The organism is Rhizobium rhizoryzae (assembly GCF_011046895.1).
In the GTDB taxonomy this organism is placed as follows: Bacteria; Pseudomonadota; Alphaproteobacteria; order Rhizobiales; family Rhizobiaceae; genus Neorhizobium; species Neorhizobium rhizoryzae.
In genome coordinates, this window is sequence record NZ_CP049249.1 from 393356 (window position 1) to 416133 (window position 22778).

Genomic DNA, 22778 nt, shown 5'->3' on the forward strand with positions numbered 1-22778 from the left:
AGTGTGGTCCGCGCCCCTGCCAGGGCTTGCACTGCATGTTCGTTGGAGTTCGCCCATGTCATCTGTTCATAGCTCTCAAATCCCGACAATTGTCTCCAGCATAGAGTATTGGGCACGGCTGCGCGGGCAGGATATTGCGCTCGATTACCGTGCTGTTGCTGGTGCCGCACCGCAAACCATGAGCTATACACAGCTTTCCGCGACCGCTCGCGGTCTTGCGGCCCGTCTGCTGCAAATCGCCTCACCGCGTGACCGCACACTGATATTGCTGCCGTCGGGGCTGGACTACATGGTTGCCCTTCTCGGTGGCATGTATGCTGGCATGGTCGGTGTGCCTGTAAACCTGCCCGGAACGGCCCGTGTGGCACGCGTCATAGAAAAAATCCGGCTGATTGCCGCCGATTGCCGCCCATCGGTCATCATCACGTCGGCTGAAGTCCTTCGCGATTCAGAAGCTGCCATTTTGACGTTTGGCGAGGAGATCGGTGCCAAGCTCGTTGTCCTTGATCCGCCGCAGGCAGAATGCAACTGGCGGGGAAACATGCCGGACGGGGATGACACCGCCTTCCTGCAATACACATCCGGCTCCACTGGTGATCCGAAGGGAGTCGTCAACGGGCACGCGCCGCTGATGCGTAATCTCGATTTCATCAAAGGCCTGCTTGCGCCGAGAGAACGCCCGGTCGTCGCGAGTTGGTTGCCGCTTTTTCATGACATGGGCCTGATCATGGGTGTTCTGGCTCCGCTTGCTGCGGGCGGACGGGCCATCATGATGTCGCCTGGCTCCTTCGTGGTGGATCCGCTCAACTGGCTGGAGGTTGCCGCACAGGAAAGAGCGGGCATGCTGCCTGGGCCTGCCTTTGCCATGGATGCCTGCGTTGAAAAATACGATGCCGTGCGTTGCCGCGATCTCGATCTCAGCGCGCTGGAAAGCTTCGTTCCGGCGGCGGAACCCGTGCTGCCCCGGCAGATCAAGGCCTTCTATGAAACATTTGCCCCTCACGGGCTGCGCTGGGAGGCAATTCGACCAGCCTATGGCCTGGCGGAAGCAACGCTTCTGGTTACGACCTCTTTCGATATGTCCGGGCCTCGTTTCCAGGCCGTGGATTGCAATGCCCTGGAAGGCGGCAAAGCTGTGGAGGTGCTGGAGAATGCAGCTTCAAGCCGGACCTATGTGTCCAACGGAGCGGAGCGAGACGGGCAGGACGTCAGAATCATAGATCCGCAGAGTCTGGAGCCCCTCAATGAAGGAGAGGTTGGCGAAATCTGGGTGGCGGGGGATCATGTTGCGTGGGGCTACTGGAACAAGGCGCAAGCAACGGCAGAAACCTTCAAGGCAAGGCCAGCGCAACCGGATCAGGCAGACGGCGGATACCTCAGAACCGGCGATCTCGGTTTCGTCCTTGACGGTCATCTTTATGTGACCGGCCGTCTGAAAGACATAATGATCATCCGGGGGCAGTGCCATTATCCGAACGATCTTGAGGCAAGCCTTGCCGGTGCGCATCCCAATATTGTCGGTGGCTCTGCCGCAGCCTTCTCCATCATTGGCGAAGACGTCGCGGAAAAGGTCGTCATCGTACAGGAAGTTCGACGCAACGACACATTCGACGCGGTTGACATCACCGCCGTCATTCGGGATGTCATCGCGCGCGAGCATGGCATTGCTTTGCACGACGTGGTGCTGATCCGCAAGGGCACCTTGAAGCGCACGACCAGCGGGAAAGTTCGCCGTGCGGATATGCGCCGGGCCTATCAGGAGCGCTCGCTGGTTCTGGCTGAAGCAATCGGGCAGGGGGGCAAGGCGGAAGCAGGGGCAAAAACGGCCCTGGATCACCGCGCTCTGTTTCAGGCCGAAGTTCTGCTGATTGTACGCAAGGTTCTCGGACCGGCAGCAGCGCAGTCAATCGATTCGAAGGCGAGCCTTTTCTCACTCGGCTTTGATTCACTGGCAGCTCTGCAGGCGATTGCCGAGCTTGAGCGGCGCTTCGACGTGCGCCTGCCCGAAGGTCTTCTGTTCGAACACCCAAATGTCGACGCTCTGGTCGATTGGTTGATGCGCCGGGACGATGCGTCGCCAACACCAAACATTCGCGATGCGCCTTCCAGAACGCCTGCCGCGGAGCCGCTTGCGATCATTGGGCTTTCCTGCCTGTTTCCCGGCGGCGACGAAGATTTCGCCGATCCGCAACTTTTCTGGAAATGGCTGCTGAAAGGGGGCGACGCCGTTCGGCCCCTGAAAGCAGACCGCTTCGCGCCTGAGCAGGAAATTCCGGGCTTTGGTGCTTGCCTGCAACGCGTGGATGGCTTCGATGCAGCCTTCTTCGGCATCGGCGCGCGTGAGGCGATCAATACTGATCCGCAACAACGCTTGTTGATGGAAGCTACCTGGCATGCGCTGGAGGATGCAGGCATTGTTGCCTCGAACATTCGTGGCACCGATACCGGCGTCTTCATTGGCATCGGGACAGGAGATTACGGTCACATACCCTTTGCGACGGGTGATCGTTCACATCTCGATCCCTATTATGGAACGGGCACCGCGTTTGCTGCCGCGGCCGGAAGGCTCTCCTTCTTCTTCGACTGGCATGGCCCCAGCATGGCCGTCGATACTGCCTGCTCCGCATCGCATGCTGCGGTTCATTATGCATGCCAGTCCCTGCGACTGAACGAGTGCGGCATGGCGATAGCCGGTGGCGTCAAGCTCCAGATGCTACCGGAGATCGATCTGGTTCTGTCGCGCGCAAGCATGTTGGCGCAGGACGGCAAATGCAAAACTTTCGATGCGTCCGCCGATGGATATGTGCGAGGAGAGGGTATCGGCGTTGTGGTGATCAAACGTCTGTCCGATGCCCTGCGGGATGGAGACCCCATCCGAGCGGTCATCAGGGAAAGTGTTCTTGCACAGGATGGAGCGAGTGCGGGCCTTTCTGCTCCCAATGCGCAAGCGCAGCGGCGCATGCTGGAGCGTGCGCTGGATCGCGCTGGCTGGAGTAATCTGGATGTCGATTACATCGAACTTCACGGCACGGGCACACGGCTGGGTGATCCCATCGAGTATCAGGCGCTGCGAGATGTCTTTGCGGGCAGGGCTGACAACGATCCGCTCTATCTCGGATCGGTCAAGACCAATATCGGCCATCTGGAAGCAGGAGCCGGAATAGCCGGTCTGATCAAGACAGTACTGGCGCTTCAGGTGAGTTATCTGCCGCCACACCTGCATCTGAAAGAGGTCAATCCGCAGATCGATCTCAGTCAGATCCCCGCCGTTCTCTCAACCTCCGGCACGGCCTGGCCCAAACGAGGCGAGCGGCGTCGTGCCGGTGTGACATCCTTCGGCTTTGCCGGAACGATCGGCCATATTCTGCTGGAGCAGGCACCGGATCTTTTGCCCGCGGCACAGCCTTCATCTCTTATGCCCGCGCCTCTGCTTGCTTTCTCGGCGCGAAGCCGCGATGCGATCGAGACCTTGCGAGATGACTATATCGCACGGCTTTCGGTCCCCGCTGCCGACGCCAACGCCCTTGCGAACGGTGCGGCATTCCATCGTGAACATTTCCATGAGCACCGGATTGCCGTTGTCGGTGAAGATGCAAACGCATTATGCGCAGAGTTGACACGAGCCGTGGCATCAAACGGCACGCCCTCAACGAAGCGGGTGGCGTTTCTGTTTACAGGGCAGGGCTCACAATTCCCTGGCATGTGCCGTAGCCTTTACGAATGCGAACCTGTATTCCGCGAGGCGTTCGATGCCGCCGACAAGGCGATATCCATCCACCTTGGCCGCTCTCTTGCCCAAGTCGTCTTCCATGGTGACGATGCTCTGCTGCGGAATACCGAATTTGCACAGCCTGCTATCTTTGCGGTCGAGTACGCCCTTGCCAGGTTGTGGCGCAGCTTCGGCATAGAACCGGACGCGATGATCGGCCACTCGATAGGCGAGTTTGCCGCCTTCGTTCACGGCGGCGCGCTTTCGCTGGAAGATGCCGCCCGGATCGTGGTTCTGCGGGGAAAGCTGATGCAGCGGCTGCCGGAACCCGGCGCCATGCTCGCTGTGCGCCTCCCGGAACAGGAGGCCCAGCGTTACGCAGACAGTCACGGCATTTCGCTCGCTGCCGTGAACGGTTCCACAGATGTGGTGCTGGCCGGTTCTGCTGATGCCATCGAAAGGGCAGAGGCGGCTTTCAACTCCAGCGGCGTCAGCGCGCGACGGCTGCATGTATCGCACGCATTTCATAGCAAGCTGATGACCCCGATGCTTGATGCTTTCGAGGTGCTTGCAGGCAGTGCAAACGCGCAGAGGTCGCGCATCGACGTTATTTCCACCGTTGAAGGGCAGGTGCTCGATCGGGGGCCAGACGCGCTTTACTGGCGGCAACATGCAGAACGCCCGGTTCGCTACGCGGATGCCTTGCAGGTGGCCATAGCGAGGGGGTGCGATACGTTCATCGAAATCGGGCCACGTCCGGTTCTGACGATGCTGACCCAACGGGAGGCCCAAAACCTCGGGCTGACGGAGGGTCTTTTCCTGGCAAGTACCGGTCCGGAAGACCGGCTTGGCCTGGCTGTGCGCCGAAACCTGTCCGCGCTTTACCGACAGGGGATGTCCTTTAATACCGAGGCCGTTTTCCGGGGCGAACGAGCGCTTCCGGCAGATCTTCCGCTCTATCCTTTCGCTCATAAGTCCTACTGGCTCGACTATGCTTCAGGAAAATCGGTGAACAGAAGCCTTCCGGCTCCGAACCGCGATAGCGACCAGCCGCTCCCGCTCTACCGAGTCTCATGGGATGCGGTCACCTTGCCAGAAGCAGGAGCGGAGCGCCCGCCGCTGATTTTCATTGGCGGCGCCGATGATACGGTTTCTCTGCTTTCGAAAACGGCGCAACAGGCCGGTTTCGATACTGCCCATATATCGCCTGATCTGAATCCGGGGGGGACGGCGGATCAACAGCAGGCTGTTTGCGTCTGGCTTGATGCGCTCGCCTGCGGCGGTATTCCGGATGACGCGGCCCTCTGGTCTCTGGTTTCCTACTGCAAGGATTGCCAGCAGGCGCAGCGTCGCTCGCGCCTGCTGATTCTGACACAGGGAGCGCAAGGGGAAGAAGCGACTGTGCATCCCCTGCAATCCGCCTTCTGGGGAGCTGTTCGATCGCTGGCTACAGAATGCCCGGACATCAGTCTGCTGCTTGTCGACATCGCTCCCGACGTGCAACCACCCGAAGCATTGGCCGAATTGCTGCCCTGCCTCGATACGCTGTTTGCAGCGCAGGATATGTTACGCAGGGACAAGACCGGCTGGCAATCACCCCGAATCCAGCCCGCCGTTGCACAAGCCGCAACGGAAATGCCGGACGGCTTCACCAGCGATGGGGTTCATCTCGTTTGCGGCGGAACGGGCGCAATCGGTGGCTATCTCATGGACTGGCTCGTTGCCTCCGGGGTGCGCCATCTGGTTGTGACCGGTCGAGGAGAGCCTGGCGCATTGGCTCGCTCAACATTCGAGCGCTACCGCCTCGCTGGTGTCGATCTTCGTTACGAGCGTGTCGATCTTTCCGATATCGCCGCCATGCGGGCGGTCTTCGAAAGGATAGACCAGAGCGGCCTGCCGCTGCGCAGCGTATTTCATTGCGCAGGCGTTGGCTTGTTCGATACGCTGGAAACCATCACGGCCGAAGCGTTCAGCGCCGTCGTACAATCGAAGATCCATGGCGCATGGGTTCTGCACGAACTGACGCGTGAGCGCCCTGATCTCGCGACGTTTGCCCTGTTTTCGTCGATTTCAGGGATCTGGGGGTCGCGCCTGCAGATCCATTATGGTGCCGCCAATGCCTATCAGGATGCGCTGGTGCGCATGCGCCGCGCTCAGGGGCTTCCCGGTCTTGCCATCGCCTGGGGGCCTTGGGGCGGGAAGGGCGGTCTTTCCGATCTGGAGGACGATCTCCTCGATCTGCTGCGCCGTGCGCGCATCAACAAGTTCGAGCCGTCGCGCGGCGTTGCAACGCTGGAACGGCTGCTCAAGACGTCCGCAGGAAACTGGGTGGCGGTCGATGTTGACTGGTCGGCATTCGCGCCGCTTTACCGGGCGTTTGGCCGCAGCAATCTGCTGGAGCATGTCGCCCCCAGCGTCCAGACACAGGAGACAGGGGCTCGCCCTGACTGGAAACGGCTCTCTGCACAGGAACGCGCAGAGATCATCGACCGCTTCGTGACCGAACGGCTGCAACATGTGCTGAAAGTGGATGTATCCTCGCTTTCCGATGCGGTCGACTTGATCGGATTGGGACTCGATTCCATTCTGGTTATGGATTTCGCTCGCATCGTATCACGCGATCTTGGTGTTACCTGCCCGCTCAGGGGCGTTTTTGAAAACGCCACGCCGGGGAAGCTCTCGACCTATTTGTGCAGACTGGTGGGTGAGACGACCGAATTGCTGAATTCGGAACCGGAAGTACAACTTATCGCAGACGTACAAAACCGGCATCTGCCTTTCCCGCTGACAGACCTGCAATACGCCTACTGGATTGGCCGCGATCCCGAACATGTGCTCGGAAACATTGCATGCCACGCCTATCTGGAAACGGAAACCGAATTCCCACTGGATCTGGAGCGGCTTGAAACTGCCTGGAACCTTCTGGTGAAGCGTCACGATGCGCTGAGGCTCATTGTCGATGATACCGGTCATCAGCGCATTCTGCCTGACGTGCCGCCCTATCATTTTGCGACCCAGGACCTGACCGGGGCCGATGAAGACGCGATTGCTTACCATCTGCTTGAGACGCGGGACGAACTGTCTCATCAGGTACTTGACCCCGGCATATGGCCTATGTTCGACATCCGAATTTCCCGTCTGCCCGGCGGGCGCGACCGGCTGCACATTTCAATAGACATGCTGATCAACGATGCCATGAGCAGCCAGATCATCTGGCAGGAATGGCAAAGGCTTTACACATCGGGAAGTCCGCAAGCCGCGGGACTGCAGCCTTTCGAAATCAGCTTCCGCGATTGCGTCATGTCGACGGCTGCACCATCCGAGGCCGCCCGCGCGCAACGGGAGCGAGATCGCGCCTACTGGATGGATCGCATGGCCGATCTTCCGCCAGCGCCGCAGTTGCCTCTTGCGGTGGCACCGGAACGTATCAAGAATCCGCGCTTTGTCCGGCATCAGGCGGGGCTGGAAGCGGCTCGGTGGCAAAGATTGCGCGAGCGTGCGCAAGCGGTGGGAGTAACACCGGCAGGCCTGCTGATCGGTGTGTTTGGCGAAGTGCTTTCCGCCTGGAGCGACCAGGCGCGCTTCTCGCTCAATCTCACGATCTTTGACCGGCTGGCATCGCATGCCGATGTTCCTCGCCTTGTTGGCGACTTTACCTGCCTGACCTTGCTTGCGCTTGATTGCGCGGGGGCCGACCCGCTGCGGGAACGTTTGCGCGATGTGCAGAGCCGTATGTTCGAATCGCTTGAACATCGCTCCTACAGTGCTGTGGATGTGATCCGCGACATCAATCGCGGGCGAACCGATGGCGGCCAGTTGACGGCACCGGTGGTGTTTACAAGCCAGCTCGGCCTGCAAGACCCTACCAAGGGAACCTCCGAAAACGAGGTTTTCGGACGCCACGTCTATGGAATCACCCAGACGCCACAGGTGTGGCTCGATCATCAGGCCGCCGAACAGGATGGCGCCCTGGTGTTCAACTGGGATGTGGTCCAGGGCCTGTTCCCCGCAGGTATGATCGAGGACATGTTCCAGGCCTACCAGACGCTTCTTGAACGACTTGCCGATGAAACGGCACTCTGGGAACAGCCGGTTGGCGATCTGCGCCCCGCAGCACAGAAGGCCGTGCGACTTCAGGTGAATGCTACCGATAGCGATTTGCCGCTCCGCCTGCTCGATCAGCTTTTCTTTGATACGGCAGAACGGTTGCCAGATGCGACCGCACTGATCACGGCCAAGGGCCGTTGGACCTATGCAGCGCTGAAGGATTGGTCCCTGCGTCTGGCGTCCAGACTGAAGGGAGCAGGACTGGAGCGCGGCGAACGCGTATTCATTGCCATGGAAAAGGGGCCAGAGCAGGCGGCAGCCTGCCTTGCGATCCTCTCCCAGGGCGGTGTCTATGTGCCGATTGATCCCGCCATGCCTTCGCCGCGCTTTGCACGAATTGCGGCCGCAAGCAATGCCCGCCTCATGCTGACGCAAGCGCGGCTTGCCGGTCGTCTGCCGGAATTCTCCGGCAAGATCCTGTTCGCGGATGAGGGCGAGCAGGCGGGTGGCGGGGCGGCATTGCCCCTGCCGGACCGCTCGCCGACCGATCATGCCTATGTCATCTATACGTCGGGCTCCACGGGCCAGCCAAAGGGCGTGCTGATCGATCATCGCGGCGCTTGCAATACGGTGCTCGATATCAATCGTCGCTTTGAGGTGACGCAGCAGGATCGTATATTCGGCTTCTCCGCGCTTGGCTTCGACCTCTCCGTCTACGATCTCTTCGGCAGCTTTGCCGCAGGTGCCGCCCTCGTGCTGCCGGATGCGGAGGGTACGCACGATCCGCAGCATTGGGCTGAACTCGTGGCAGAGCACGGGGTCACCGTCTGGAACTCGGTACCGGCGGTCTGCGATCTGCTGCTGGGTGAGGCGTCGCGCAAGCTTTCGAGCCTGCGGCTGGTGCTGCTTTCGGGCGACTGGATACCGCTCAAGCTTCCCGAAAATCTTCGCCAGGCTGTGCCACAGGCGCGTCTGATTGCCATGGGAGGCGCAACGGAGGCATCGATCTGGTCAAACTGGTTCGACGTGAAGGCTGTCGATCCTGCCTGGCGCTCCATTCCCTACGGCTATCCGCTTTCGAACCAGTCCTATCGCGTTCTGGACGGTCGGTTGCGGGATCGGCCGGACTGGGTGATCGGTGATCTTTATATTGGGGGAATGGGTCTTGCGGTCGGCTATGAAAGCGATCCCGAAAGAACGGATGCCGCCTTTATTCACCATCCAGACGGAGAGCGGCTTTACCGGACGGGCGACTTGGCCCGCTATTGGCCTGACGGCACAATCGAATTTCTCGGTAGACGCGATACGCAGGTCAAGATTGCCGGCCATCGCATTGAACTCGGCGAAATCGAGGCTGCTCTGACCGCTCATCCAGCTGTGCGGGAGGCCGTTGTCGGGGTTATCGGTTCAGATGACACCGGTCGCAGGCTGATGGGCTGGCTGCTTCTGGAGGAGGGTGACGCGGCATTTCACAGCATTGAAGTTGCCGTTCCCGAAGAGGCTGAGAGAATTGCAGCCACATTGAGCGAAACCGCCGACCGGTTCATTGCGCCGATCGTCCCAAGCGCTTCTGTGAGCGATTTCGCTGAATGGCAGAAGGATGTTGCAGCCGCTTGCGTTACGGCATTCTTCCATGCGGCGGGGCTGTTCGACGAAGGCGATGCCAGCCTTTCTCGACCTGAGATTGTCGAACAGATTGCCCTTCATTCAGATTATCATGGGCTTTTGCTACGTTGGCTGGCTTTGCTGGAGCAGAGCGGCAAGATCCGCCATGAAAACGGTCGCTGGATCGGTCTCCTAGAGCCAGCCTCCTGGCAGGCTTTGCAGGCACGCGGCCTGTCGCTTGGCATATCCGAAGCCCTTGTAGTCAAGCTGGAGGAAATTGCGCCTCGATTGCTCGAGGTGATACGCGGCGAGACCGATCCGCTGGAGGTCTTCTATGACCGCCAGGGCCTTCTCAGCCCTGAGAAACTGGCGCGCCAGCACCCCTGTGCCATTGCCACACACACGGCCATTGGCAGTGTGATCCAGACCATGGCGGATGCCGCCGGACGTAAGCTGAACATCCTGGAGATCGGGGCGCGTAGCGGCGCTGCCACCCGCGATTGGTTGGCGATGGTTGATGCCGAAGTGGCAAATGTCACCATCTCGGATCCTTCGCCGCTGCTGCTGGATGAGGCGCGCGCCGATGGGCTTGATGATCCCCGCATCGATTGGCAGGTGCTTGACCCGTCGACAGAGCCGCCATCAGCCCTTGAATACCGGTTCGACGTCATTGTCGCCTTCAACTCTCTGCATCGCGGCCAGAATATTGATCACCTGCTCTCAAATTGCCGACACCTGCTGGTGCCCGGCGGCCATCTGATCGCCGTTGAACTGACCACCAACGGTCCGATGATCGATGTCACTGCTGCATTGATCGAACGCGGCTTCGGTGCGCTTGCCGATCTTAGAAGCGATCGTCGCCAGCCGCTGTTAAGTGGCGCGGAATGGTGCGTACATTTGGAGGCTGCCGGCTTTGCGGCTGCCCGCGCAGTCGATCCGGGCATGAACGGCGACCTCCAGGTCCTGATTGCACGCAACAGTGCGTCAGTGGCCAGATTTCAGCCGGAGCGGGTGTCGCGATATCTCGAAGGCATGGTGCCGGGCTATATGGTGCCGCGTCAGTTCATGCCGCTCAAGAGCCTGCCGCTTTCTGCCAATGGCAAGGTGGACCGCAAGCGTCTACCGATGCCGAATGACGACAGGAAAGTGGAAATGGGCCTTGCTGCCCTTGCCACACAGACCGAGCGGGATCTGGCCTCGATATGGTCGGAGCTGCTGGGTCGCAAGGATATCGGCCGTGATGCGAACTTCTTCGCCGCCGGTGGTGATAGTCTGATTGCGGTTCGCATGGCGGAGCGTATCCGTTCGGTGCTTGGCCGCAAGGTGGCGCTGCGCGACATCTTCTCCTTACAGGAGCTAAAGGCGCTGGCCGCCCACATCGATATGATGACAGACAGGAGCGTTAGGGCTGAAACTCCCGCACTGACGGTAAATCTGCACGATCAGTTCAAGCCCTTCCCGATGACTGATGTACAGCAGGCCTATTTCATCGGCCGCCAGCCGCTGTTTCCCCTGGGAGGTGTCTCTACGCATCTGTTTGCGGAAATCGACGTGACGGAGCATTCCCTCGAGGCGTTGAACTGGGCCTGGAACAAGCTGGTTCAACGCCACGGCATGCTGCGCGCAGTGATCGAGGGTGATGGTGCACAACGCATTCTTCCAAGTGTTCCGGTGTTTTCCTTCATGACCTGCGATATCCCGGATGGCGATGAACAGGCACTGGATATGTGGCTGAGACGCCAGCGCCGCGACATGAGCCATCGCGTCTACGATACAGCGCAATGGCCGCTCTTCGACATCAGAGCGGCACAGCTTCCCGGTAGCGTCCGCTTGCTGATCAGCCTGGACAACCTGATCTGCGACGGCCGCAGCATGGTGATGCTGCTCTCGGAATGGGCAGCGCTTGCGCGCAACCGAAATGCGGTGCTGCCCGCGCTGGAACTGTCCTTCCGCGATGTCGTGCTGCATCGGCAGAAGCAGGAGAACACGCCAGCCTTTGCCACCAGCCTCGAATACTGGGTCGAGCGGCTGGCTGACCTTCCCGCCGGTCCGAGCCTGCCATTGGTCCGCTCACCTGAAACGCTAACTCCGCCGCGCTTTTGCCGGTTGGAGGCAAGGCTGGAGGTTGATCGATGGGAGCGCTTCAGGGCGCGGGCTGCCCATAACGGACTATCGGCAAATGCCGCGCTGCTGGCAGCCTATGCCGCAAGTCTGCGGCAGGCAGGCGGCGGAAACTTCTTCAGCCTCAATCTGACGCTTTTCCGGCGCGAAGACATTCATCCGCAGATCGATCTTCTGGTCGGCGATTTCACCTCTCTTTTGCTGGTGCCCTTCGATGCGCGCACAGGCGGCAGCTTCAAGGACGTGGCACAGGCGCTTCAGCACCGGTTGATGTCGGATCTTGAGCATGCGCAGGTCTCTGCCGTGCGGGTGATGCGCGAGGCGGCGCGGCGCGGCGGCAATGCACAGGCTCTGGCCGTGCCGGTCGTGTTCACCAGCGGGGTCGGCGTCGATAACACTGCCTCTGATGGCACGACGACGGATTGGCTGGGTCGCTTTACCGGCGGCATTACCCAGACACCGCAGGTCTGGATCGACCATCAGGTCGTCGAGCGTAATGGCGAGCTGGTGTTCAACTGGGATTATGTTGAGGAATTGTTCGACGCTCAATGGATCGGCGGCGTCTTTTCGCTTTACTGCGAAATGCTGGAACGCCTTTCAGCCGACGACACAACTTGGCAGGAACTGCTGCCGCCGGTCAGCGGCAGGCAACCTGTGCCGGCTGCCGTTGCCCCGCAGGTCAGCGCTGACGCACCCGTCATGACAGAGGGCGCACCCGTCATGACAGAGCAGGAAGCCGATCTTGCTCTGGAGCAGTTCATCACGCAGCTGCTGGGTGCCGAACCAGGACTTGGCACCCTGGACCCGGAACGCAATTTTTTCGAGCTTGGCGCGACGTCGCTGACCTTGATCAGGTTGCACCAAAAGTTGCGGCAGGCGCTGGAACGAGATTTCCCGGTGGTGGCACTGTTCTCCCACGCCAGCATTCGCGCATTGGCAGGATATCTCTCTCCCAACGCGTCTCCAAAACCGGATGAGGGCGACCTGACAATGCGGCATCGCCGAGCCGCACGCCAATTGAATGCGCAGCGCCGTCGCCCGGACGCTCGATAAATTCCACGCTCTTGACTGAATTGGACAGGACGATGCGTTCTTTCGACAATGGTCTGTTTTCTGAAATTTACGGCGATGTGCAGCCCGTCGCCATCATCGGAGCCGGTTGCCGCTTCATGGGAGCGAAGGATCCCTTCACTTTCTGGCGGCGGATTGCCGATGGCGAGCTCCTTTCCCGGCGGGTGACACGGGACGATCTGATCCGTGAGGGACTTGATCCGGCGCTGCTGCAGCGCCCCGATTTCGTGCCAGTAGCCAGCATCGTCGATGGTGCCGAGCATTTCGATGCGGATTGGTTCGGCTATTCTCCAGCCGAAGCCGCGACAATTGACCCCCAGCAGCGGCTGTTTCTGACCTGTGCCTGGGAAGCGCTGGAAATGGCCGGCCCTGCGGGCATCCATTCGGGGCAGCGAGTGGGCGTGTTCGGTGCTGCGCGCATGAGCACGCATTATCTCGCCAGTCGCGACACTGTCTTGCAGGCGGGCCTTTCACGAACATTCCAGCGTCTGATCGGCAATGACAAGGATTATCTTGCAACGCGCGTTGCCTACAAGATGGGGCTGACAGGACCGGCATTGACGGTACAGACCGCTTGCTCCAGCTCGCTTGTGGCGGTGCACATGGCGTGTGAACAGTTGCGCAGCGGCGAATGCGACATGGCGCTTGCTGGCGGTGCTGCCCTGACCTTCCCCATGGCTGCCGGCTATTTTCACCAGCCTGGCATGATCTTTTCACCTGATGGACGTTGCCGCCCCTTTGATGCCGACGCCTCCGGCACCTTCATTGGAAACGGTGTTGCAGTTGTTCTGCTGAAGCCGTTGCGGCGTGCGCTGGAGGATGGAGACGGTGTGCTTGCCGTCATTCGTGGCTCGGCTGTCAATAATGACGGTACCGGCAAGGCCGGTTTCACTGCGCCCTCCTTTGCTGGCCAGAAGGCCGTCATCGAGGAAGCCATGGCGCTTTCGGACGTCTGCGCAGAAAGGATCGGCTTTATCGAGGCGCATGGGACGGCAACCCCGCTTGGCGATCCCATTGAGGTGCAGGCGCTGGCCGAGGCTTTCCGCGCATCCGGCAACGAACGGACGCAGCCCTGCGCGCTTGGTTCGCTCAAGGCAAATACCGGCCATCTTGATACGGCAGCCGGCGTTGCCAGTCTTTTGAAGGCAGCTTTCGCGGTCAAGACCGGGCTAATTCCACCTTGCGTGAATTTCCAGTCCCCCAATCCGGCGCTGGAACTGGCTTCGACGCCGTTCACCGTGCCGCAGTCCTTGAGCCGCTGGGAAAGTGACGAACGTGTTGCCGGTGTCAGTTCCTTCGGTATCGGTGGCACCAATTGCCACGTCATCGTCGAGGCCTTGCCGCCAAGGCTGCGGGCACCTGTCCCGGACAGACAGGGACCGGTCCGGATGAGTATGTCGGCTCGCGATCCTGCTTCTTTGCGCGCGCTGGCGCTTGTGCATGCCGAAGCGCTGCTCGATGGTCAGTTTGATGGTGAACTCGAAGCCTATGCGGCCACGCTCGACCACCATCGAACCCTGATGCCTCACCGTATCGATGTCGTGGGCAATGATGCAGCGGCACTGGCACGCCAACTTCACGATTTCGTGGATCAGGGCAGATCAGCCATCGAGGATCGCCCCTTTCCGGACACGAACCCGCCAAGACGGCGAGCCTTTGCGCCGGTGTGCACCCTGCAGGGTGAACGGCAGGCGAAAGACAAGCCGCCCACCAATAGCTGGGACTTGCTGAACCACCACATGCAGAAGGCGACAGTCGAACGCGCCGCGGAGCATGACTGGTCTGCACTCGAGACAGAAGCCTCCGCCTCTGCGGCGCTGCATGCCATTTACACGGCCCATGCCATGCACAGTCTGGGGCTTTTCGCGGATTCCGCGCCACTTTCGCTTGAACAGGTCATGGAGCTCGGCGGCATACTGCCCGCTTACCGCCAGCTGACGCAAAGGCTGCTTCGCGACCTCGTGAAAGAAGGAGCGTTGATGCAGGAGGGCGAGACCTTCGCTCGATTGATTGTGAGGCCTCTGGAAGACACGCATCCCATTCTGTCGGATATGGCAGCGCGCGGATATCAACGGCTGACGAATATGGCAGCGCGCGTGGGACCGAGACTGGCCGACATGCTGAAAGGTGAGGCCGATCCGGTCTCGATCGTCTTTCCCTCTGCCGAAACAGACGATGCGGAGGAGATGTACGAACGCCAGCGCGATTCAATTTTCCTCAATAGCCTGGCGCGTGATGCCGTTCAGGCCTTTGTCGATGGCCTTCCTGCGGATCGTCCGATCCGCGTTTTCGAGATTGGCGCGGGAACCGGCGGAACCACCAGTTCCGTTCTGCCTATCCTTCCGGCTCATCGCACGACCTATATGTTTACCGATCTTGGGCCGCTTTTCCTCAGCCGTGCGAAGGTGAAGTTTTCAAACTATTCTTTCCTGCGCTATGCGACCTTTGACATAGAGCGCGACCCCGCCGATCAAGGGCATTCTGAAGGCGGATACGACCTCGTGATTGCCGCCAACGTGCTGCATAACGGGCGCGATCTGACGCAGGTTCTCGCGCGTGCGCGCCAGCTGCTTGCACCTGGTGGTCTGCTTGTGCTGCGTGAAATTTCGACGCCCAAGCCGGTATTCGATTTCATCTTCGGGCCGCTGGTGCCAGTTCTCTCCGATATAAGGGAGCGAGGGGGCGAACTCTTTCCTCCGCTGGCGATCTGGGGCGATTTTCTGACGCAAAGCGGCTTTTCGGACTGGACCGCTTACCCCACCGCAGATCAGGCACCGGCAAGGATTGGCGAAAACATCATCCTCGCGCTCAATGGAGAGGCGCGGGAGCCAAAGACAGATGCACCATCCGTGACGGGCCAACGCTTCGAGACGGCTACGCTTGCAGGTCTTGTCGAAGCCTTGGCTTCCCGCTCTGGTCGCGGCTTCTGGCGGCATGAGGGAGTAACCTTCCGCCCGCGAGCCCTGTCTGGTGCCAGCAATTGGGCGCTGGAGCAGGGTGAGCTTGTTCTTCGCGAAGATGTCGCGTCCGCGCCACCACTGATCAGTATAGCTCAAACGGCACAGCGCATGCGGCCAATGCCACTTCTTCCCGAACAGGGCGAGATTGCAGAGGTCTCAGGCCTCAGCGATCTGCTGCATCAGGTACTGGGAGCGCGAACCCAGGCACCCCGGTTTGTCGCATCCGCCATCAGTGGCACGCAAGACCTGCAGTTCCGGGGAAGATGGACTGCGCGAGAAAATGAGGGTGGCGGCTACGATATCACTGTCGTAGACTCGGAAGGCTGGCCTTGCCTCTGGATCGAGAACCTGCGGTCCGTCGATGCGGAAAAGCCGCGACCGCTTCTCTATCGCTGGGAATGGGAGCCTGCCACAGGTCCGTATCAGAGACGACGTATCACGCATTTGATTGCGCCGAAGGGAAAGCTCAATCCGGTTGCGTCCGCAGGTTCCACCACCGCGGATGCGAGGTCAGAGGATTGGGAAATTCCAACCGCGATCGGCTCCGGCGATGTGCTGGCGCTGGATTTGCGCTCTACGCAAAGCCAAGACCCGGTGCGCCTGTATGCGCGTGTGCTACAGACCCTTCAGGCCATGCAGAAAATCGATGCGGCGCTTGTAATCCTGACGCAGGGCGCTCTCGCCGCCACTCCGTGGGACCGGCCATCATCCGGTTTCTTGGGCGGCTTGCGCGGCCTAGTTCGCGTTGCAAAGCGGGAGCTTTCCCAGTTTGATCTGAGATGGCTCGATATTGATCACGCGCAACCGATCGAGCACTTGCCGCTTGCTGGAGCGGATGAGGATATCCTTGCGATGCGCCGTGGCCGCCTTTTCGTGCCGCGTCTTCAGCCGATGGAAACAGGAGTGTCACCGGTTGTAAAATCCGCGCATGGCTTGAGCATCCTGACGGGCGGTCTTTCTCCGTTGGCGCTGACGACAGCGGAATGGCTTGCTCGCGAAGGCATCAAAGACATCTGGCTCGTTGCACGGCGAAAACCAACACCCGCCGAGCGGGTTCGGCTTGCCGGACTGGAAGCTTGCGGGGTGCAGGTAACACTGTGGGACGACGTGGATCTTGGCGACCGCTCATCACTGGAACGGGTTCTGCAGGCGGCGGTGAATGAGGGGCGGGCCATTTCGTCGATCTTCCATTTTGCCGGGCATCTGGAAGACGCGCCACTGGTGCAGACGGATGCGGCTTTGTTGCAGCGCGTGTTTGCGCCCAAGGTTCCGGCTGCACAAACCCTGCTGGATTGGCTGGAACGCCTAAAGCCTGGCAGTCTGGTCTTCGCGTCTTCCGCAGCAACCGTGTTCGGGCAACACGGGCAAACGGCCCATGCGACAGCCAACGCAATTCTGGAGGGACTGGCTGACCAAGCACGCTCCGCCGGTTGGCCGGTTCAGGCGCTGGCCTTGGGATATTGGGACGACGGTCGCGCAGAGCGCAATGATCTCGCCCGCCTCTTTGCCGATCAGGGCATGCTGGGCCTTGATGAGGATGAAGGCCTTGCGCTGCTGCGGCAGGCCCTGTTCCAGTCAGACGCGGTCCTGATGCCGGCGAAAATCGATTGGCCCAAACTGTCTGCTGCGGGCGAGAAAATTCCGCCATCGCTTGCGGTCTGCGCGCCGGAACTCCCTGCCCCCCTCCTGCCAGGCAGGGAAGAAGGCGATGAAGAAGTCTGGCTGCGTCGGATGCTCGCACAACTTCTGGCGCTTGAAGAGGGGGCCATCGCGGCGGATGCGGACCTGCTGCAACTGGGCCTGGACTCGCTGATGATGCTGGAACTGACCCAGTCCATCAAAACACAGTTCGCAATCGACATCCCCGCCGACACCCTGCGGCAGAACGGAACTCTGCAAAAGCTTGCCGCCTATCTCGTGGATGCGAGAGAGGATCGCCGTGGTGCCGGTGTTGATGCAGCGACGATTGTCCGGGCTCATCTGTCCGAACTGTTGTCCATTGCGCCAGAGCAGATATTGCCGGACCGCAAGCTGCTGGAACTCGGTCTGGACTCTCTGCTTTTCCTCGACCTACGTGAGCGCATCGCTTCAAATTTCGGTATCCGCCTTTCCGGTGAAACGGCCGTTTCATTCGATACGGTCGGTGCCTTGATCACAGTAATTGATGCGCAGCTTGGTCACGAAGAAGCGCAGATAAACCCTGTTCGCCGTGTTCTGGCAGAAGCGGCTGGCCAGCAATCCGGTCTCCTGCTGGAGAATGGTGACCTGCGTCCTCGTGCTATGGCCGCCGGTGAAACAGTAGCTTTGTCGTCCCTGCAACGCAGCTGGTGGCGGGGGCGTGACAAGGATCGGCCTCTGGGGGGAACCGCCCGCCATCTGTATGTCGAGTATGACAAGACTCTGGGAGACTTTGATCTCGATGCCTTTGAAAGGGCATGGAACGAGTTCGTGAAACGTCATGCGGCGCTGCGCATGACTGTAGGTGGTGATGGTCGCGCGCGGGTACATTCCCGTGTTCCGGAAAGCGGCATTGCCCGGGACGATTATCGCGCGGGTGGTCCCGCGGACGTGGACCGTCAGCTTCTGGCCACACGTGAGCGCATGAGCCATCAGATGTTCGACCTGTCCCGCTGGCCACATTTCGAATGGCGTGCCTCGCTTCTGCCGGAAGGGCGTCTGCGCCTGCATTTCGACATCGATACCACCCTCATCGACATCGAAAGCTTCCAGGTGATGCTGCGCGAGATCGGTCGCCGGATGCTCCAGTCAGAGCGGGCTCTGCCGGAACTTTCATTTTCGGGCGCGGATTACATGCGCGCCGTTGACATCATGGACGCAACCGGCGCTGCGGAGATTGACCGTGCCAAATGGCGTGAAGAGGGACGCAAGCTGCCGGGCCCGCCGGATCTGCCGCTGCTGCAAAGTCCCGAAAGCCTGCCGCAGCTTCGCTTCGCGATTACCCGCCAGGCCCTGAGCCGCGATGTATGGCTGAAGGCGCGCGATCTTGCTGCGCGGGATGACTTCTCCGGCACGGTGCTTGCGATTTCGGCCTTTGCCGTCGCGCTGGTCCCTTATCTCGGCGGCAGATCCCGGTTCACGTTGCAGCTGGCCTATAGCGACCGTAAGCCGGTTCATGCCGAGGTCATCAACATTGTGTGCGAGGCAACTGCAATCATGCCCGTTTCCTTCGATTTCTCGGATGATCCAAGTTTCATGCAGGTCATGGTGCGCACGGCATCGGCGATCCGAGAGGGGTTGTCGCTTGAGCTTGCAAACAGCATTTGGGCGATGTCCGAGCGGCTTGACGGCGAATACGCGGATATTCCCAATCTGGCGCTGCCAGTCGTCTTCACATCGCTGCTGGGTGTCCGCCAGAGCTATGCGTTGCCGGAAAGCGCCGATCCGGTTCTGGGCATGCCGACCTATGAATATGCTGCCCAACCACAGACCGCGCTGCATTTTCAAGTGCTCGAAGAAGAGCGGGAGCTACTGTTCAATCTCGACGAGATAGAGGGTCTGTTCCCGGCCGGACTCGGTGCTTCGATCCTTGCGACTTTCTCGGAAGTCCTGCGGGGCGGAGCCGACGACTGGGCTCGACCAATCTCCGGCTGGTCACTCACACCGGAATTGGAGGGCGCCGCGATCGGACTTCGCCAGTGGCTGGAGACGCTTCATGGCTGAGCGAAACCTGAATGTCGTGGTTGTCGGCACCTGCTTTGGCGAGCATTACCTCGCGGCCCTTGCCAAGGCTTCGAACGCCTACCGCCTGCGCGGCATCGTGGCGCGCGGCAGCCAGCGCTCCAGCGCGCTCGCTGCGCATCTTGGCGTGCCACTTTACCACCGCGTGGAGGATCTGCCGGAGGGAGAGATCGACCTGGCCTGCGTCGTGGTGCGGACCACGCTTTTCGGAGGGGAGGGAACAAGGCTGGCTACGGCGCTGATCAAGCGTGGCATTCATGTCTTGCAGGAGCATCCGGTTCATCCGGGCGAAGTCGTATCCGTGCGCCGTCTCGCAGCAGAGCGGGGACTGCGCTATCACGTGAATTCCTTCTACCCCCATTTGCCCGCCGTGCGGCACGCGATCGACTATGCGGCTGCGGCCAGACATAGCGAACCTGCAGCCTTTGCAGAAATGACGACAAGTCCCCAGCTTCTCTACTCCACGCTGGATATTCTGGGACGTGCCATCGGCGGCCTTGAGGCTTTTCGCTGCGAGAAATCCTTTGCAGAGAACGGGATGCCCTTCCAGAGTTTTCAGGGCAGTGCGGCAGAAGTCCCCTTCAATCTCCTGCTGCAATCCTACCTCGATCCTTCCGACCCGGATCATCATTCCCTTGTCATGCACCGCATGGCCATTGGTTGGCCGGAAGGCGTCATCAATCTGGTGAACAGTTTCGGTCCGGCGATCTGGACCCATTCTCTTTATGCGCCGGATTACCGCAAGGATGGCGTGGGAAGTTCCTATCTCTTGGCCCCGGATGGCTTTGTGAAAAGCCATTATTTTACCCAGCCAAGTGCGCAGATTTTTGGATCTCCACGCGGGGCACCGTTCTGGGAGGTGGTGCATGAGCAGTTTCCCGCAGCCATTCTGAGGGCCTTGGACGAACTTCGGCAAGCCATAGCGGTTCCAGACAGCGTGCCTTGGCAGACCGATGGCTATCTCGCTGCACTGGGGCAGGCTTGGGTCAGCATCCTGCGGCTGGCGGGAAATGCCAGGGAAAAGTCCTTGCCTCCCCCACCGCCGCCCCGACCGAACCCCATTAAATTTGCAGAAGAAAGAAGAAATACCGATGAATGCGTCGATTGAACGCAACCGTAGCGCCTATCTAACGCTCGCGGATGCCTTTTCCAGGGTTGGCATAGACCGGCAGGCAGCGTTCCTGAACTGGGGGTATGCGCCTGTCGAGGGTCTGCCAGATGAGGTGCCAGGTCCGGAGCCTGCCGCAGGCTCCAATGCACCCTTCGAGCGGCTGGTGTCAGAACTGATCGGTCCATCGCTGCTCGACGGGCTGAGGTTTGCCGATATCGGATGCGGTCGTGGCGGTGCGCTCGCGTTCATTTCCCGTCGTCATAGGCCGCTCTCCCTCACAGGCATTGACCTTAGCGCAGATAACATTGCCGCCGCGCGGGAGCTCCTTGATGGCAGGCGCGTGCGATTGCAGGTGGGCGATGCCTGCGATTTGCCGTTTCCGGACAACAGCCAGGATGTAATCTTCAATCTGGAATCCTCTGGGGCCTATCCCGATATGGCGGCCTTTCTCGGCCATGTCCATCGCGCCCTCGCTCCCGACGGCATATTCCTGCATGGCGATCTTTGGCCAAGGCACATGGTAGCTAACTTCCGGCAGACCATGGAGGACATGGGCTTCACATGCGAGAGCTTCCGAGATGTGACGGCACAGGTCTGCCGCGCGCGTGAACTCATGCCCTCCAGTCTACTCGATCGTCTGGCAACACAGCCGGACATGAAAGAGTTGAGAGATTATTTCGCGGCCCCTGGCTCTGCCATGTGGAACTGCCTCGATCGGGGTGAAATCGTTTATCTGCTGACGCGATGGCAAAAAACCGGCGAGCGGGCGCACGTGATGGACCGCGCTCGATTGAACACGCGCAGCCACGATATCGAAGTCCTCATCGCTGAAGGTCGCGATCTGGCGGAAAAACGCTCGAAATGGTTTCCCTTCGGCGCACCCAGGCGCACCGCCAAAGTGAACATCCTCGCTTTTCCCCATGCAGTTGCCGGTGCTTCCGCATTCAAGGGCTGGCGTCATGTTTTCGCGCCGGACTGGCAGTTTTCTCCCGTACAATTGCCCGGTCGGGAAAGTCGTATCGGTGAACCGCCCTTCACGTCTCTTGCCGAGGCGGTGGAAGACATCCTGCCACTCGTCACGCCTTATCTGGATCGTCCACTGGTGCTTGCCGGTTGGAGCTTGGGTAGCAAGGTTGCGTTCGAACTTGCCCGTCGCATTGAAGAGAAGGGCTACAGAATACCGCAGCTTGTGGTGACGGGCGTGTGCCCCGGTCCTCACGAAAAGCTGCCGGATATCGCCAGCTTCTTCGGCGGCAACGATATTGAAACGAGGCTACGGATTCTGGGCGGAACGCCGCAATCCGTTCTTACCAACGTTGAAATGCTCGGCACCCTCAAATCCGCAATGGAAGGCGATATTGCCATGGCCGCAGGGTATTGGAGCGAGGCGGTTATCCGCGCTCCCATTCTTGCAATTTCGGCCAGCGAGGACGAACTCGTTTCGCGCGAGGTCGTTGAATCCTGGAGAGGGCGTACCTCTGCTGCCTTTGACCATGTGAGGCTTGAAGGCGGACATTTTCTGGCACGTGACGAAGGCGAGAAGGTTGCTCTCGTCATCCGCAAGGCTGTTGAGGCACAGCTTGATGCCATGGGTTTCAAGGAAGGCTTGTGATGCAACATTCATCCTTGTCTTCGCCATGGTTGCCCTATGGTGTGGCAAATCACGCCCGTGCTCAAACCTGCATGGTGCTTTTTCATCATGCGGGGGGAGGGGCAAACTTCTTTCGCAGCTGGCCTGACCACGACGCGCTGAGGGGCATTGATGTCTACAGGATGGAGATGCCCGGTCGTGGCAGCCGCTTTCGTGACCCACCTCAATCAAACGTCGAGGATCTGCTGGCCGGGTTTGCACCAGTTCTGACAAAACTGGCAGATCTCTATGCGAATGTCGTACTGTTCGGGCACAGCCTAGGCTCGCTGCTGGCGTTCGAGGCAGCGCGTCATCTTCAGACAATCAATCGCCAGCCGCAGGCCCTGATCGTTTCGGCGCGCCGCGCGCCTCATCTGCCGACTCCTCAACCCTGGCGTCACCAGATGAACGATCGCGCACTGACGGAGGAACTGCGAGGTCTGGGAGGCACGCAGGAAGAAGTGCTTGCGAATGAGGAATTGCTGCAACTCTTCCTTCCCATGATACGTGCCGATTTTCAGCTGACGGAAACCTATCGTTACGCCCGCGACATGAAGATTCTCAGTCCGGTGTTTGCCCTGCGTGGAAGCGCCGATCGCGAAGTGTCCGACGCGGACATACTGGCTTGGGGAGAAATCGCGGCCGGGCTTTTCGAATCCAAAACCTACGCCGGCGACCATTTCTATCTCAATGAGCCCGCCAATCTGCGTCAGTTGCTGGGCGACATAGTCCGCTTTCTGCCGCGTGCTGCTCCGTCGCTCCCGGTGGGTGGCACAATATGAAAATTGGCCCGGATCGGGGTGGTTGCGGTCCCGATCAAGGTGG

Annotated in this window: 5 protein-coding genes; all 5 read left to right on the forward strand. The window is 60.2% G+C overall.

What is annotated here, in order from left to right:
- Positions 1 to 55 precede the first annotated feature (55 nt).
- From G6N80_RS02665 to G6N80_RS02685, 5 genes are read left to right on the forward strand one after another with little or no spacing between them, the layout of a single operon-like run.
- Positions 56 to 12535 (forward strand): non-ribosomal peptide synthetase/type I polyketide synthase, encoded by a 12480-nt coding sequence (locus tag G6N80_RS02665; protein ID WP_165131071.1) that lies wholly within the window; start codon positions 56 to 58, stop codon positions 12533 to 12535.
- A 32-nt stretch (positions 12536 to 12567) separates the two neighbouring features.
- On the forward strand, positions 12568 to 19194 hold the full coding sequence (locus G6N80_RS02670; protein WP_165131073.1) for an SDR family NAD(P)-dependent oxidoreductase: 6627 nt from the start codon (positions 12568 to 12570) through the stop codon (positions 19192 to 19194).
- Positions 19187 to 20320: a Gfo/Idh/MocA family oxidoreductase gene (locus G6N80_RS02675; protein WP_062556644.1), complete on the forward strand. Its 1134-nt coding sequence runs from the start codon at positions 19187 to 19189 to the stop codon at positions 20318 to 20320. The genes G6N80_RS02670 and G6N80_RS02675 overlap by 8 nt, the downstream gene beginning before the upstream one ends.
- The gene (locus G6N80_RS02680) at positions 20304 to 21935 is read left to right on the forward strand and encodes an alpha/beta fold hydrolase (RefSeq protein WP_165131075.1); all 1632 of its coding nucleotides are present in this window, start codon (positions 20304 to 20306) and stop codon (positions 21933 to 21935) included. The genes G6N80_RS02675 and G6N80_RS02680 overlap by 17 nt, the downstream gene beginning before the upstream one ends.
- Entirely contained in the window at positions 21935 to 22735 is an 801-nt protein-coding gene (locus tag G6N80_RS02685; RefSeq protein WP_165131077.1) for a thioesterase II family protein, read from the forward strand. Before G6N80_RS02680 ends, G6N80_RS02685 begins: the two co-directional genes overlap by 1 nt.
- Positions 22736 to 22778 lie beyond the last annotated feature (43 nt).

Excerpts from the sequence above, each read along its gene's own strand:
- G6N80_RS02680 (WP_165131075.1), top strand. The coding sequence starts at position 20,304 with ATGAATGCGTCGATTGAACGCAACCGTAGCGCCTATCTAACGCTCGCG.
- G6N80_RS02685 (WP_165131077.1), top strand. The coding sequence starts at position 21,935 with ATGCAACATTCATCCTTGTCTTCGCCATGGTTGCCCTATGGTGTGGCA.
- G6N80_RS02675 (WP_062556644.1), top strand. The coding sequence starts at position 19,187 with ATGGCTGAGCGAAACCTGAATGTCGTGGTTGTCGGCACCTGCTTTGGC.
- G6N80_RS02670 (WP_165131073.1), top strand. The coding sequence starts at position 12,568 with ATGCGTTCTTTCGACAATGGTCTGTTTTCTGAAATTTACGGCGATGTG.
- G6N80_RS02665 (WP_165131071.1), top strand. The coding sequence starts at position 56 with ATGTCATCTGTTCATAGCTCTCAAATCCCGACAATTGTCTCCAGCATA.